General features: G+C 67.0%; 6 protein-coding genes and 1 pseudogene. 5 read left to right on the forward strand and 2 right to left on the reverse strand.

Annotation, left to right across the window (positions count from 1 at the left end):
• Window position 1: 1 nt before the first annotated feature.
• Complete coding sequence (locus EWM63_RS22805) at window positions 2–2,848, reverse strand: TonB-dependent receptor domain-containing protein (RefSeq protein ID WP_130188582.1); 2,847 nt, start codon at window positions 2,846–2,848, stop codon at window positions 2–4.
• 303 nt (window positions 2,849–3,151) lie between these two features.
• On the opposite strand from EWM63_RS22805, the gene EWM63_RS22810 reads away from it, so the two are divergent.
• From EWM63_RS22810 to EWM63_RS22825, 4 genes and pseudogenes are all read left to right on the forward strand, one after another.
• Complete coding sequence (locus tag EWM63_RS22810) at window positions 3,152–5,503, forward strand: pectinesterase family protein (RefSeq protein WP_130188583.1); 2,352 nt, start codon at window positions 3,152–3,154, stop codon at window positions 5,501–5,503.
• 116 nt (window positions 5,504–5,619) lie between these two features.
• A pseudogene (locus tag EWM63_RS22815) lies at window positions 5,620–6,614 on the forward strand (GlxA family transcriptional regulator).
• An 81-nt stretch (window positions 6,615–6,695) separates the two neighbouring features.
• Window positions 6,696–10,535, forward strand: coding sequence for a beta-galactosidase (locus tag EWM63_RS22820; RefSeq protein ID WP_130188584.1), 3,840 nt, complete (start codon window positions 6,696–6,698; stop codon window positions 10,533–10,535).
• Window positions 10,536–10,647: 112 nt separating this feature from the next.
• Window positions 10,648–10,842 carry a hypothetical protein gene (locus EWM63_RS22825; RefSeq protein WP_130188585.1) on the forward strand — a complete coding sequence of 65 codons (195 nt, stop codon included), beginning with the start codon at window positions 10,648–10,650 and terminating at the stop codon, window positions 10,840–10,842.
• A 97-nt stretch (window positions 10,843–10,939) separates the two neighbouring features.
• Here EWM63_RS22825 and EWM63_RS22830 read toward each other — a convergent pair whose 3' ends face one another.
• Complete coding sequence (locus EWM63_RS22830; RefSeq protein ID WP_229487444.1) at window positions 10,940–12,220, reverse strand: SGNH/GDSL hydrolase family protein; 1,281 nt, start codon at window positions 12,218–12,220, stop codon at window positions 10,940–10,942.
• 250 nt (window positions 12,221–12,470) lie between these two features.
• Here EWM63_RS22830 and EWM63_RS22835 point away from each other — a divergent pair, with 250 nt between their 5' ends.
• On the forward strand, window positions 12,471–15,551 hold the full coding sequence (locus tag EWM63_RS22835; protein ID WP_130188586.1) for a TonB-dependent receptor: 3,081 nt from the start codon (window positions 12,471–12,473) through the stop codon (window positions 15,549–15,551).
• The last annotated feature ends 87 nt before the right edge of the window (window positions 15,552–15,638 follow it).

Genomic DNA, 15,638 nt, shown 5'->3' on the forward strand with positions numbered 1-15,638 from the left:
CTCAGAAGGTGTAGTTGACGCGCACGTTCCACGCGCGGCCGATCGGCTTCGACACGTTCTGCGCGAACACCACGCGCGAACCGATGCGCTGGTTCGACAGCGGCGGGTCTTCGTCGAGCAGGTTGTTGACGCCCAGCGTGAGCTTCAGCTTGTCCGACACATTCCAGTTCGTGGCCAGGTTGTACAGCGTGTAATGGTCGATCTGGTTGAAGTAGGGCTGGCCCGGCTTCTGGTTCGGCTGCGCGTTCGTGTCTTCGTAGTGCGACGTGTAGGCCTGCGTCAGCTGCGCGCCGAACTTCTTGTAGTTCCACGACACGCGCAAGTTGTGCTTCCAGCGGTACACATAGGTATTGGCCGACGTGGACCCGGTGGCCAGCGCGCCCGGCCTGCCCACGCTGTCGACCCATTCGCCGCCTTCGTCGTTCTGGCCTTCGTAGCGGTCGACATAGGTGCCGTCGAGGCCCACGCCGAACTTGCCCCACTGCGTGGTGGGCCAGGTGTAGCTCACGGCGGTATCGATGCCGCGCGTGCGCAGGCCGCCCATGTTCAGGCGCGTCTTGACGATGTAGTCCAGCGTGCCGTCGGCGTTGCGCACGAACAGGTCCTGGTACTGGCCCAGGTTGTCGAAGATGGAATCCTCGGTGATCTGCGCGATCGTGCCTTTCATCTTGATCGACCACCAGTCGAACGACACGGAGAGGTTCTTCACGGGCGAGAGCACGATGCCGGCGGTGAGGGTGCGGGCTTTTTCCGGCTCCAGGTCGGGGTTGGCGCCCTGCAGCGTGACCAGGTTGGTGTTGCACACGCGTGCCGGGTCGAGGTTCAGGCCCGCATAGCGCGGATCGGTGGTGAGGCTGCCGGTGCCGGGCACGGAAGGCGTGGCGCTCGGGCACAGCAGCGGGTCATCCCACTTGCCGGTCGAGGGCGTGCGCGTTTGCGGGGTGCCGTACAGTTCCGGCAGCGTGGGCGCTCGGAAGCCCGTGCTCGCGGTACCGCGCAGCAGCACGGTCTGCGCGGGCTGCCAGCGCACGCTCAGCTTCGGGTTGACGGTGTTGCCGAAATCGCTGAAGTGGTCGGCGCGCACCGCACCCGTCAGCGTCAGCTCTTTCGTCACCGGGGCATCCGCTTCCAGGTACAGCGCGGTGACCTTGCGCTCGCCGCGCGGGTAGGAATTCGGCGTGCCGGACACCTTGTAGGTGACCTCGTTGGCCACCGGGTCGGTGGCATCGCGATAGGTTTCGCGGTGCCAGTCGCCGCCGATCGCCAGCGTCAGCGGGCCGCCCGGCAGGTCCAGCAGCGGGCGGGCGATGTTGAAGTCGGTACCCACGTAGCCCACGCGCGCAACGCGGTAGGTCAGGCCGTCGCGGCGGATGCTGTCCAGGTATTCGGCGCCTGCGGCGTCCTGCGCGCCGAACGGGTTCAGCGTGCCGTTTGTTACGCCCTCGTAGATGCCATCGGTCGCGAAGAAGCCGCTGATCCAGCCCACGGCGCGCTTGCTCTCGGCGGCGGTCACGCCCACGCGGTAATCCCATCCCATGAATTCGCCCTGGTCGGCGATCACCAGGCGGCGCGTGTTCTGGCGGTCATCCGTCCTGGCGGGACCCGCTTCGTCCATGCTCCAGGTCAGCGCCAGGTCCTGGTTCGTGACGCCGGCAACGCCCGGCACGCCGCCGCTGCCACCCGGATACCACTTCGAGGATGGCGTGATGAACAGCGGCTTGCGCACGCCGGGGTTGTACTTGTCGTAGTCCGTCTGGGCGCCGAAGACCTGCGGCGGATTCATCGCCTTGATGAACGATTCCGTGGCCAGCAGCTCCACCGTCAGCAGGCTGTCGCCATGGTGGCGCAGCGAGGCGCGCGTGAACAGCGAAGCCTGCATGTTATCGGGCAGCAGCTGCGGGTACAGGTCCGGGTCCAGGATGCAGGTGCCCACGCCGGCGCCGGTCGCCTTGGACGAAGGAATCGTGTACTGCGCGCCGCCGTACGGGGCAGCGCAGCCGTTGGCGAAATACGGGTTGCCGGTGCGCGTGGTGGGCTTGCCGTTCTGGTAGACGGTAAAGTTGGCCGGCGCCGACGACGACCCGGCCACGGCGGACGTGAACGGATTGCCGCCCAGCTGGGCGATCAGGTTTGGATCGCTGATATTGGGGCGGTCGCTCTGCGCCAGGCGGGCGCGCTGCTGGAAGTCCAGGGCTGCATAGACGTTCCAGCCCTGTTCGGCCAGGTCGCCGATGCCGCTGACGATGCTCACGCGCTGCTGGTCGCCGCCGCCATGGCGCTCCGGTTGCACCCAGCCGCCCGTGACGGTGGTGCCATTGTGCGTGCGCTTCGTGATGAAGTTCACGACGCCGGCGATCGCATCGGTGCCGTAGATCGACGAGGCGCCGTCGCGCAGCACTTCGACGCGCTCCACGGCGCTCATCGGCACCACGTCGACGTTGACGGAGCTGGCACCGACTGCTTCGTTCGGCAGGCGCCGGCCATTGAGCAGCACCAGCGTGCGGTTCGTGTTCAGGCCGCGCATATTGATCATCGTGCCGCCGCCACCGCCGCCGACCGGTTCATTGGTGGAGCCGACCGTCAGCGACGTGGCCACCTCGGACATCGTGGTCAAGCCGCGCGCCACCAGCTCTTCGGACTTCAGCGTGGTGAGGGGCAGGGCGTTTTCGGTCGCCAGCTGGCGGATCGAGGAACCGGTCACTTCCACGCGCAGCATGGGCGAGTCTGCTTGAGGCGTGGCTTGTTGCGCGGCTTGTTGCGCGATTTGCTGGGCGGATGCCGTTTGCGTGAGCGTGACAATGGCAAGGGCGATCGCGGACAACGCGATCCGCTGGGGAATACGGTGCATCTGGTCTCCTGTTCGTTCTTTGACGGTGCTGGTTGCACGGTGGTCAGGCCGCTGAGTATTTGGCCTGACCAACCTTTTTTTAGGATGTCTTAAAATGCATGTTTACGCAAACAGTTTTCTACCGGAGTGCGTTAGGAAATTTACTTTTCGCTCTGTGATGCCCCGGTAGCGCAATCATCCTGACGCTGGCGTTCATGGCCTGACCTGTTGTAAAGTGGTCAGGCCAGAAGCATCGGTGTCTGACACCATTTCCGACGGAAATGGTGTCAGACACCGGTTTTCTTCACCAAGAACAGGAGACGGATGATGGGTCCAAGGATTGCCGCATGCGCGGCCGTGATGGCGGTATCGATATCGGTCGCCGCGGCCGACCAGGTCGTGCGGATCGACGCCGGCGCGCCCGTGCGCACCGCCGGGTCGACGGCGGCCGATGCCTACGTCGAGGCGCGCTTCCGGCCCCTGGCCGGTGAGAAAGGCGACGGCAAGCTGTACGTCGTCGGCCGCTACCAGGACGAGGGCAACTGGTATGGCGCGGGCCTGAGCTTCCAGTCCGCGGCGAAGCGCATGCAGGTGGAGATCGTGCGCATGCACGGCGGGCAGCTGACGCGGTTGAAAGGTTTTGGACGCGCCGCCGCCGCCGATGGCCGGTTCCATACCGTGCGGCTCGAGATGGCCGGCAGCACGCTGGTCGTCTACCTGGACGGCGAGCGCGTCACCAACGTCACCGATACGGCATTGCCGCAGGGTGGCCGCACCGGCGTGGTCGCGAGCGGCACCGCGTTCGAAGCAAGCATCCCGGTCACCGGCGACCCGGCGCAAAAGCCGGCGCGCCTGGCACTGGCCAGGGCACCACAACTGGCGCAGCTGACGCTGGGCGACGGCCCCGCGCGGTTCGAGGCCAGCGCGCTGGGCAGCTACCGCCAGGCCGGCGATCCCGCTGTCGCTGCTTCTCCTTCCACCACACCGGCCGGCAAGCCCGGCACCTTCCTCACCACGGCCAGCCCGCCGACCGCCACCGCGTTCGGCGCCATGCCCTTCCGCTTTACCGCCACGGCCGCGAACCCGGCCCTGGTGCGCGCGGAGGCGGGCGATGGTTTCGTCACGCTGACATCGCTGGCGCCGGGCGCGACGACGGTGACGCTGGCCAGCCTGGACGACCCGAACGTGCAAACGGTTTTCGACGTGCGGATCACGCAGCGCAAGGTGCCGTCGGCCGCCGCTTATGCACTCGGCGGCGCGGTCGCTCCGGCCATCGGCGAGCGCAACGTGCCGTACGATACGCCGCTGCGCCTGCGCTTCGACGCGATGCCCACGCTGGGCACGACCGGCGCGATCCGCATCCACCGGAAGCGCGACGGCGCGCCCGTCGACACGATTCACGCCAGCGGTGAATACGACCAGCTGGGCTATGCGGGCCAGGCATACCGCCGCGCGGTGCGGCTGCAGCCGATCGCCATCGAAGGCCGCAATGCCGTTATCCACCTGCATAGCGCGAGGCTGCAGCCCGATGAGGAATACGTCGTCACCATCGACGACGGCGTCTTTACGGGCAGCTTCAATGGCCAGCCGTTCGCCGGCATCGGCCCGCAGCAGGGCTGGACGTTCCGCACCCGCGCCGCCATCCCGCAGCGCAGGAATCTCGTGGTGGACGACGATGGTGCGGCCGACTTCCGCACGGTGCAGGGCGCCCTGAATCACGCCATGCAGCACGCGGCCCGCACGGCGCCCGTGACGGTGGACATCCGCAATGGCCGCTACCAGGAGCAGCTGTACCTGCGCGGCAGGGACAACGTGACCCTGCGCGGCCAGAGCCGCGACGGCGTGGTGATCGACGCGCTGAACGGCGATGGCCTGAACCCGGGTTCGGGCACGGCCCAGGATGCGCAATCGCCCGGCATCAACGGCGGCCGCGCGATCTTTCTCGTCGAGGATGCCGACATGCTCACGCTCGACACGCTGACGATCCGCAACAGCACGCTACGCAATGCGCCCAACGGCGGCCAGGCCGAAACCCTGTTCTTCAATAGCGAAGGCCGGCTGGTCGCGAAAAACGCCAGCTTCTTCAGCGAGCAGGACACGATCCAGGTGCGCGGCTACGCTTGGTTTTTCCGCACCCTGATCGCCGGGAACGTGGACTTCATATGGGGGAACAACCGTGCCGCCCTGTTCGAGGACAGCGAGATCCGCACCGTGGGCGACAGCGCCAATTCAAGGAACGGCGGTTACCTGCTGCAGGCGCGCACGATGTCCGCCGGCGACAGGGGCTTCCTGTTCGTGAACAGCCGGCTCACGCACGGCCCCGGCCCGACCGGCAACGACGTTCCCGCCGGCGCCACCTGGCTCGCGCGCAGTCCCGGTTACGCGGGCACGTGGGACCACATCGCCTTCATCGATTGCCGCATGGGGGCGCACATCGCCCCCGGCGGCTGGGCCGGGCCGAATGTGAAGCAGCCGGTGCCGAATCCAGCTGTGGCCACGGCTACCGCCGGATGGCGGGAGTTTGGGTCGATGGATCTAAATGGCAAGCCGCTCGATGCGAGCGGGCGGGTGCATGGGCGGGTGTTCGGTGTGGAGGAGGCGAAGGCGGCATATGGCTCGCGGGCGGCGTTCTTTTCCGGATTCGATGGCGGGAAGGGGTGGACTCCGGTGCCGTGACGGCATCTCCGGTCAAGACACGACTTGGTACCAGATACGCGATCGGTTCCTTTGGGAAAGTGCCAGACAGTGGCCCGAATGCATTGCTCCGATATAAACGGGCCTATAATACGGCCATGACCACCTCCGCCCACCCGATCAGGATCGTCGTCGTCGCCTTCGACGGCATCACCCCGTTCCACCTGTCCGTGCCTTGCCTCGTGTTCGGCGCAAGCCTGGGAGCAGGCACCCCCGCTTCGATGTCGAGGTCTGCTCGGTGGATGAGGGGCCGCTGCAGACGGCGGCCGGTTTCGCCATTGCCACGCGGCGCGGCCTGGATGCGCTCGACGATGCGGACATCGTCGTGATGCCGGCCTGGCACGACGACTGTCGCCCTGCGCCGGAAGCGCTGCTTGGCGCGCTGCAGCGCGCTCATGCACGCGGTGCCCGCGTCGTCGGCCTGTGCCTGGGCGCGTTCCCGCTGGCCGAGGCGGGCCTGCTCGATGGCCGTACCGTGGCCACCCACTGGGCCTCGGCGGATGAACTGGCACGGCGACACCCGCGTGTAAACGTCAACGAGGAAGTGCTGTATGTGGATGAAGGCGACGTGCTGACGTCGGCCGGCGTCGCCGCGGGGCTGGACTGCTGCCTGCACCTGCTGCGCCAGCTGTGCGGCGCGGAGGCCGCCAACAGCGTCGCCCGGCGGCTGCTGGTCGCGCCGCACCGCGATGGCGGGCAGGCCCAGTTCATCGAGCGGCCGTTACCGGTTTCCTCCGGCGACGAGCGCTTTGCGCAGGTGCTGGAGTGGGTGACCCGTCATCCGCAGCGCGAGCATGGCATCGACGCGCTGGCCGAGCGCGCCGCGATGAGCCGCCGCACGTTCACGCGGCACTTCCGGCAGGCCACCGGCACGTCGTTCAAGCAGTGGCTGCTGAACCAGCGCATCGCGCATGCACGGCAACTGCTGGAAACGAGCGGCGTGTCGATCGAGGTGGTGGCCCAGGAGGCGGGCTTTGGCACCGCGCTGTCGCTGCGGCAGCATTTCCGCGCCGTGCTGCGCACATCGCCGTCGGCATATCGTAAACAGTTCCAAGCAGGTCCGAGCAGCCCCGGGGTTCAAACGCTCAATTGATTGACCAATGAGGCCCCGTGTCTCGCGGGCAAATGGCTTTATGATCTGGCACTGTCCCATAGACCACATCCAGAAGCCCCGATGCCCAAGACCCTTGCCTCGTTCCGTCGCCGCTGCCTTCCCCACCTCCTTCAATTGAGCCTTGCCGCGCTGGCGTTGCAGGCTGGCGCCCAGGAACTGGGCATTCCACAGGCTTCCGACGCGCAGCAGCGCCAGGCGCAGGCCAATACGGCAGCGAACGCGCCGGTGTTGTTGATGGCGGCCGTGCCGCTGTCGGCGGAGGGGAATTTCAGCGTGTATTCGTCCAGCGATGGCGTCACGTTCACCACGCTCGCTTCCGAAGCGCATGCGGCCGAAGGTGGCACGCTGGCCGATCCGTCGATCGTGCGGCACGATGGCCAGTACTATGCCGTGTATGCGCAGGGCGCGAACCTGGGCATTGCCCGCTCGGCCGACCTGAAACGATGGGAAACGGTGCGAACCGCGTCGCTGGCGCTGGCCGGCGGCACGCCGCCATCCGCGCCACGCTGGGTGCGCGAACCGGGCGGTGCGCTGAAAGTGGTCGTTGCCGCCGGTGCGCAAACCTTCATCGTCGCACCGGATGCCGGCTTTACCGCATGGTCGGCGCCGCAGTTGGCGCAGGGTCTGTCCGGAGGCGCATCCATAGTCGCCACGGAGGGAGGCTATACGGCGCTGGTCCGCAACGCGTCAAGCGGCGCACTCGAAGTGGCCACCGCGCAAACGCTGGCGGGGCCGTGGGCCGTGCAACAGGGCAGCGGGCCAGGCGCATCGTCGGGCGGCCAGTCGCTGGTCAAACTGGCCGACGGCACGTGGCGCGCGTACTTTGCCGATGCCGACAGCCGCCAGTACTGGTTTGCGGACAGCCGCGACCTGCGCAGCTGGTCGCCGAGGACCAAAGTGGGTGGCGTGTCCGGCATGATCGGCGCCGCCTCCGTCATCCCGGAGGAGCGCAAGGCCTTCGCGGCGGCCACGAAGCCGAAAGGCCAGCCGAAAAAAGTATCGTGGGACGAGCATTCGCTGAAGGTGGACGGCAAGCGCATCGTCGTCTGGTCCGGCGAGGTGCACCCGTTCCGCCTGCCCAGCCCTTCGCTGTGGCGCGACGTGATCCAGAAAATGAAGGCGGTCGGCTTCAACGGCATCGCCTTCTATTTCGACTGGGGCTACCACTCGCCGGCGCCGGGCGTGTATGACTTCAACGGCATCCGCAACGTGGAGCGCGCGATCGAGATCGCCGAGGAGGAGGGCATGTACATCATTGCCCGCACTGGCCCTTACGTGAACGCGGAACTGACCGGCGGCGGCTATCCGGGCTGGATGTTCCGCAACCGCGCCGAGGCGCGCACGGACGACCTGGTCTACCTGGCCGCGTCGGACGAGTGGATGACGCAGATTAACGCGATCATCGCACGGCACCAGGTCACGACTGGCGGCGGCAACATCATCGCCTACCAGCTGGAAAACGAACTGGGCAAGGTGGAACCGAAGCACGTGCGCCAGATGGAGCACCTGGCGAAGAAAGCCCGCGCCGATGGCATCACCGTGCCGTTCTTCCACAACGCGGCCGGCCGCCTGCCCGACTGGGCGCCGAAGGATTCCGCGGCGCCCTGGGCGAACAAGGGCCCGACCGACATCTATGCGTTCGACGGTTATCCGGGTGGCAGTTGCAATGTGTTCGCCGATCCGTCCGGGCCGAACAAGGCGCCCGACTGGGGCATCTATGCGCAGCCGGGGCCGAAGGCCGGTTCGCTGACCTCGCCCAAGACCCCGGGCTTCGCCGCAGAACTGGGTGCCGGCTGGTTCGACTACTGGGGCTCGAACGGCACCTACGAGTGCACGGCCGAGCGCCAGGGCAAAGGCTTCCAGCGGGTTTTCTATGGCACCAACCTGATCAACCGGATCACGATCCACAACGTCTACATGACGTTCGGTGGCACTTCGTGGGGCTGGCTGGCGGGGCCGGTCGTCTACACGTCCTATGATTATGGCGCGCCGATCTCCGAAGACCGCGGCCTGCGGCCGAAGGCGCTGGCGCTCAAGCAGCAGGGCATGATGGTGCAGGCCGCCGAACAGGCCCTCGCACAGATGGACAAGGGGCCGGTCATCGCCACGTCGTCGAACAAGGTCAAGGTCTACCACAACGTCAATCCGGCATTGGGCGCGCACGTGCTGCTGGCTGTGCACAGCCCGTCGGACCTGCTGACCGACGACAGCTTCACGTTCGACCTCGCCACGAAGGATGGCAGCTACCAGGTGCCGCTGCGCCTGAATGGCCAGGATGCCAAGATGCTGCTGGCCGCCTACCCGCTGGAACGGCAGCACCTCGTGTACTCGACGTCCGAGCTGCAGACGCATTTCAACAACGGCGAGCGCGACATCGCGCTGCTGCATGGCCGCGATGGCGAAGCCGGCGAAACGGTGCTGCGCTTCACCGGTGCGCCGAAGGTCGAAGTCCTGGCCGGCAAGGTCGCGTCCAGCTTCGATGCGGCGAAGGGCGACCTGAAGCTCACGTACACGCATGAAGGCCTGGCCCGCGTGCGCATCAGCGGCGGCGGCCGCGCGCCGCTGCTCCTGCTGCTGGCCGATGAAAAAACCAGCCAGCAGTTCTGGACGCAGAAGACGCCGGCCGGCCAGGTGCTGCAGATGACGCCGGCCCTGGTGCGCAGCGCCACGCTGGCCGGCGGCAAGCTGGCGCTGACGGGCGACACCACCGCGGCCAGCACGATCGAGATCTGGGGGCCGGCGTTCAATGCCGCCACGTTCAACGGCGAGGCCCTGTCGCTGGCCGCGCAGCCGGACGGCAGCCACAAGGCGAACGACATCAAGGGCCCGGCCGCCGTCAAACTGCCGGACCTGGCGGCGCTGCCGTGGGTGCGGCGCGCCGACAGCCCCGAAGCGCAGCCGGGCTTCGACGACGCAGGCTGGATCAAGGCGGACAACCGTGCCTCGGCCGCGCAGACGTGGACGATGCCCGAGCGCGGCCAGCCCACGCTGGCCATGAGCGACTACGGCTTCCACCATGGTGACGTGTGGTACCGCGGGCACGTGGAGATCAAGGATGCGGGTAATGGCAAACTCGCCAACCAGCTCGAACTGTTCTATGGCGCTGGCGGCGCCGGCATGGCGCAAGTGTGGATCGACGGCCGCTTCGTCGGTCAGCACGAAATGGATACGGGCCGCTCGTTCCCCGAAACGACCGACAGCGTGAAGCTGTCGCTGGGCGCCCTGAAGCCAGGCAGGCACGTGATCGCCGTCATGGTGCGCAACAACTCGCACAACTGGAACCTGATGGCCGACGATTATCACCGCGAGGCGCGCGGGCTGATCTCGGCATCGCTGACGTCGAAAGGCGGCAAGCGTTTCGGCGTGCCGATCGACTGGCGCATCCAGGGCCGCCGCGGCGGCGAAACGCTCGTGGACGTGGCGCGCGGCCCGCTGAACAATGGCGGCCTGCATGGCGAACGGGAAGGCTGGCACCTGCCCGCGACAGGCAAGGCCGCCACCGGCTGGACGGGGGCGAAACCGACCGACGCGCCACCGGCGGCCGGCACCTACTGGGTCAGGACCAGCTTCGATCTTGACCTGCCAAAAGGGCACGACGTGCAACTGGGCCTGGCGTTCGGCGACACGTCGGCACCGCGTTCGAACCGTGAAAACCGGGCACTGATCTTCGTGAACGGCTGGAACATGGGCCAGTTCATCGCCCACATCGGCCCGCAGCGCACGTTCGTGATCCCGCCGGGCATCCTGAAACCGAACGGCCGCAACACGATCGCGCTGGCGGTCACGACAGACGGCAAGAGGGAAAACGCGCTGGAACCGGTGAAGCTCGTCAACCTGCGCACCGCGCGCGGCGGTGTACCGCTCGACGTGGTGGCAACGCCGCAGGACGCACGCCGCTGATATTGCCCGATGCGCGGCCCTGCCTGGGCCGCCGCGATGCCGGGTAATGTGCGCCAGCTAACGGACGGCAGGCAGCGATGGGGCCACCCTGTAACGGAACTCGGGAGGATCCATGGACGCAGGGTATGTGAAGCTGAGCAACGACACCGCGGTAGCGCAACTGGTCACGCGCACGGACCCTACGCTGGCCTGCTGGGCCGCGCTGGTACAGGTGTGGGACGGTATCGAAGGCACGCTCGACGAGACCGACCCGCCTGGCAGCGCGGAGAACGCCACGCCGATGACGACGATGCGGCCATTCGGCTGAGAACCGGCCGTCCACCGGCCCGCAGCCGGCATCCAGCACGGCTGATCCTCTGGCCGAACCTCATCGGCCGGACATCACCGCCGAACCCCGGCACCGATCAGCGCGGCGCCACCTTCGCGCCGCCAAACAACTGCAGCGGTACCGCTTCGGCCATCGCGGCCATGCCCGCGTCGTTCGGATGCAGGTGGTCGCCGCTGTCGTATTTCGCCTGCAGCCGCGTGGGCCGCGCCGGATCGCGCAGGGCGCGGTCGAAGTCGATCACCGAGTCGAACTCGCCGCTCTCGCGCATCCACTTGTTGACGGCCTGCCGCACGGCTTCCTTCGGCGCCGTGTAATAACCGGGGAAGACGGTGCCTTCGAACGGCGTCAGCGTGGCGCCGTGGATGGCGATGCCATGCGCGCGGGCGCGGGCGATCACCTGCCGGTAGCCGGCGATCAGGTCTTCGGCCGACGGGCCTTCCGCGGCCGGCATCGAGCCCGTGCCGGGGTGGCCGATATCGTTGATGCCGATGAGGAGCACCACGTGGCGCACGCCGGTGGTGGCCAGCACGTCGCGGTCGAAGCGGGCCAGCACGGCACGGCCGAACGGCGGCCATTCGCCCGGATCGCGCAGCAGCCGGTTGCCGCCGATGCCGCGGTTGACGATGCCGACCTTTACATCCGGCCGGCCCGTCTGCAGCCGGCGCGCCAGCACGTCCGGCCAGCGCCGGTTCGTGTCCACGGTCGTATTGGAACCGTCCGTGATCGAGTCGCCCAGCGCGACGATCGTGGCGGCCCCGGGCGCCATCACGTCCACCGCCGTCAGGAACGGCCATGACGTGATCGTGCGCTGCGTGGGGAACGCCGCCGTGGCCGTGAAGTTGCCGGGGCCGGACACATAGCTGGTCTGGAACGCGTTGCCATGGACCGTGCTTGCCTGGGCTTCGCCCGGCAGGTGCAGGCTCACGGTCAGGTCCGCACGCGCCGGCACCACCAGGTCCACCGGGTCGGACAGCACTGGCGCGCCCGGCGGGATCACCACGGCTGGCCGGCCGCCGAACGTGAGCGCACGGCCCGTATCGGCAACGATCTCCGCGCCGCCGGCGCGCAGCGCTACGTGCGCCGCACCGATGCGCAGGGGCGCAGTACCCAGTTCGTTCGACAGCCGGATGCGCACCTTGCTGCCACCGATGCTGGTGTGGACGATCAGCCGCAATGTCTGGTTGGTGAACGTTTCCAGCGTCTTTGGTGCCGCATCGGCCGGTGCGGTACCCCATGTGCCGGCCCAATCCTGATTGGAGCCTGGTGCGCCATGGGCAAACGGCATGCCCGCCAGTGCCGCCAGCGCCAGGGTGGCGGCCAGCAGCTTGCGCCGTGCGGGCGCGAACGTCGTCTTCAAAATGGTCTCCTCGTTCGTTGTGGTCCCGCGGTGTCGGGGACAGGCGACACTGTAAGCAGCGCCGCCGCGGCGCGCAAGGGGCGCATGGCGTTGTTCAAAGCACACAGCATCGTCAACTTTTGCATGCAAATTTGCCATAACGGCTCAACTACGTGAGTGATTGGCCGCGCATCGCCTCAGCAAAATGATCTCGCCCTAAGATCGAACCGACTCCGGCAAACGGAGCGTGACATCAAAACGAGGAGACGGTATGAAGTCCATGAAGCACATGGGGCATCGTGCGCTGCCGGCCGCGCGATTGACAAGCCTGGCGCTCGCGATCGCCACGCTGGCAGCGCAGGCGGCCGCACAGGAACAGGTACAGAACCAAGCACCGCGGCCGGCGGTGCAGAACGAAGCACCACAGCCGGCGGTGCAGAACGTGGCACCGCAGCCGGCAGTGCAGACCCAGCCTGCGCCGCAGCCGGCACAGGACCCGAACGTGGTCGTCGTGACCGGGTTCCGGGCCAGCCTGAACAGCGCGCTGAACACCAAGAAGAATTCAGACGGCATCGTCGACGTGATCAAGGCCGAGGATATCGCCAAGTTCCCGGACGCGAACCTGGCCGAATCGCTGCAGCGCGTGCCCGGCGTGGCGCTGGCGCGCGGCGACGGCGGCGAGGGCAAGCAGATCACGGTGCGCGGCCTGAACGCGGGCTTTACGCGTGTGCGCATCAACGGCATCGAAGGCGTGGCCGCCACCGGCTCGTCGGACATCAACGGCAGCACGAACCGCGGCCGCGGCTTCGACTTTTCCGTGTTCGCCTCGGAGCTGTTCAACAGCCTGGAGGTGCGGAAAACGTCCGAGGCAGCCGTCGAGGAAGGCTCGCTGGGTGCCACCGTCGACCTGCGCACGGGCCGGCCGTTCGACTTCAAGGGCCGCACCGTCAGCGTGGGCGTGCAGGAGCACTACAACGACCTGTCGAAGAAAACACAGCCGCGCGTGACCGCCTTGCTGTCCGACCGCTGGGAAACGCCGTACGGCAAGGTCGGCGCGCTCGTCTCCGGCGCCTGGTCGAAGCGGCGCGCGCTGGAAGAGGGCTATGAGGCGGTCGACCTGCTGTCGGCCAATGCCGACGGCGGCTTCTGCTCGCCGGCCGGCGTTGCGCCGCAGAACCCCGCGACCAATGCGGTGAAGGGCATCGACGCGGCCAACTGCGGCTTCGGCGAGCCGCGCACGTCGAATCTCGCAGCGTGGAACGACGTGATGGGTCGCACGGACAACAACGGCGGCACGATCGCCAGCCCGGCGGCCGGTTCCGGGGCATTCCACCCGCGCATTCCGCGCTACCGCCGCTCGATGACGGACTACGAACGCACGGGCCTCACGGGCGCGCTGCAGTGGAAACCTTCGGCCGACACGGACGTCAACCTCGACCTCATGTACGGCAAGTTCGAGAACCGCCGCTACGACAACTATATTTCCGCGATCTCGTTCGGCCGCACGCTGCAGACGGCGAACGGCAAGCCGCAGACGTCGATCGTGGAATCGCACTTCGACGGGAACGGCAGCTGGGACTACGGCAAGTTCAACGGCGTGGACGTGCGCAGCGAAGGCCTGCTCGACGTGTACACGACCACGTTCAAGCAATACGTGTTCTCGGGCGGCCACCGCTTCAGCGACCGCTTCAAGGTCAACTTCCTGCACGGCACGTCGAATTCGGAACTCGATGAACCGATGCGCGCTACCGTGCAGTTCGACTCGCCAAACGTGGATGGCTTCTCGTACGACTTCCGCAACGACCGCAACGTGCCGGCGCTGAACTTCGGCATCGACGTGTCGAACCCGAACAACTTCACGTTCGGCCCGCAGGAGGCGGACGGCACGCTGCACGGCCAGTTCGTGGGCCGCTACCTGAACACCCGCAACAAGCTCAAGACCACGGAACTCAATGGTGCGTTCGAACTGAACGACAACCTGACACTGCGCGGCGGCTACTCGAACCGCAAGAACACGTGGAGCAACGTGGAAATCGGCTCGGGCGGCAACGGCCTGGCCTTGCCCGCCGGCGTGACAGTGGCCGATATCTCGCAACAGGTATCCGGCTTTGGCAAGGGCCTCGGCGCCAACGTGCCGTCGTCGTGGGCGGCGGTCGATCTCGACAAGCTGCGCGCCATCTACGACATCGAGTGCCATTGCGACGCGGTGCCCGGTTCGCAATACGCCTACCTGACGCAGGCCAACCGCGCCGTCGAGGAAAAGATCGATGCGCTGTACGGCATGGTCGACTTCAACTATGACCTGTTCGGCATCGGCTGGCGCGGCAACGTGGGTGTGCGCGGCGCGGAAACGAAGGCCACGTCGATGGCGCTCATCAACGTCAATGGCCGGCTGCAGCCGAACATCGTCACGAAAAAATACCGCGACTGGCTGCCGGCGTTCAACCTGACGGCCCAGCTGCCGCAGGACGTGTACCTGCGCTTCTCCGCCGGCAAGACGCTGTCGCGGCCGGAATACGTGGACCTGGCGCCGTCGGCCACCGTGTCGGGCCAGTCGGGCACCGTGGGCATCGGCAACGGCGACCTCGATCCGATCCGCGCGAAGACCTACGACCTGCAGGCCGAGTGGTATTACGCCAAGAACGCGATGGTGTCGCTGGGCGTGTTCCGCAAGGAGATCGACAGCTTCATCCAGACCGTGTCCGAGCGCGCCGTGTACAACACGCTGGGCCTGCCGAACGACCTGCTGGTCTTCAACGGCTGCTCGATCACGGGCGGCACGCCGGGCTGCCCCACGTCGCCGACCGATTCGGTGGTGGTGAGCCGCAAGGTCAACACGCCGGGCGGACCATTGAACGGCCTGGAGTTCAACCTGCAGGCGCCGTTCACCTTCCTGCCCGGCGTGTGGAAGAACTTCGGCATGCTGGCCAACTACACGCACGTGAAGTCGAAGATCACGTACATCACGCGGGTCGACAATCCACGGACCGAGGCCAACGAGCAGTTGAGCGTGCGGGCCAACTTCACGGGCCTGTCGCCGCGCGCGCACAACCTGACGTTCTTCTATGAGGACGAGAAGTTCTCGGCGCGGGTGTCGAAGGCGCACCGTTCGTCGTACCTGCTGGCCGTGCTGGGCGACGTGCAGGGCCACGATTTCACGATCGTCGACGGCTCCACCAATATCGACGCGAGCATCTCCTACCAGCTGACGCCGAACCTGCGCATCTCGCTCGAAGGCCAGAACCTGACCGACGAACCGCTGCGCTACGGCCGCGACACGCAGCGCAACGACACGCTGCTGTACGTGCACTCCGGCCGTTCGGCCGTGCTGGGCCTGAGCTACAAGTTCTGATTCCGCAGTAACACCGGACCCGCAGCCGCGGGTTCGGCGCATTCGCCAGTGTCTTGAATCGGTAATGAACATTCAAGGCACGAGACA

Source organism: Pseudoduganella lutea, assembly GCF_004209755.1.
Taxonomy (GTDB): domain Bacteria; phylum Pseudomonadota; class Gammaproteobacteria; order Burkholderiales; family Burkholderiaceae_D; genus Rugamonas; species Rugamonas lutea.

What these genes read in the sequence shown, in the direction of transcription:
- EWM63_RS22805 (WP_130188582.1), bottom strand. Translation starts at nt 2,848, where the DNA reads ATGCACCGTATTCCCCAGCGGATCGCGTTGTCCGCGATCGCCCTTGCC.
- EWM63_RS22835 (WP_130188586.1), top strand. Translation starts at nt 12,471, where the DNA reads ATGAAGTCCATGAAGCACATGGGGCATCGTGCGCTGCCGGCCGCGCGA.
- EWM63_RS22825 (WP_130188585.1), top strand. Translation starts at nt 10,648, where the DNA reads ATGGACGCAGGGTATGTGAAGCTGAGCAACGACACCGCGGTAGCGCAA.
- EWM63_RS22810 (WP_130188583.1), top strand. Translation starts at nt 3,152, where the DNA reads ATGATGGGTCCAAGGATTGCCGCATGCGCGGCCGTGATGGCGGTATCG.
- EWM63_RS22820 (WP_130188584.1), top strand. Translation starts at nt 6,696, where the DNA reads ATGCCCAAGACCCTTGCCTCGTTCCGTCGCCGCTGCCTTCCCCACCTC.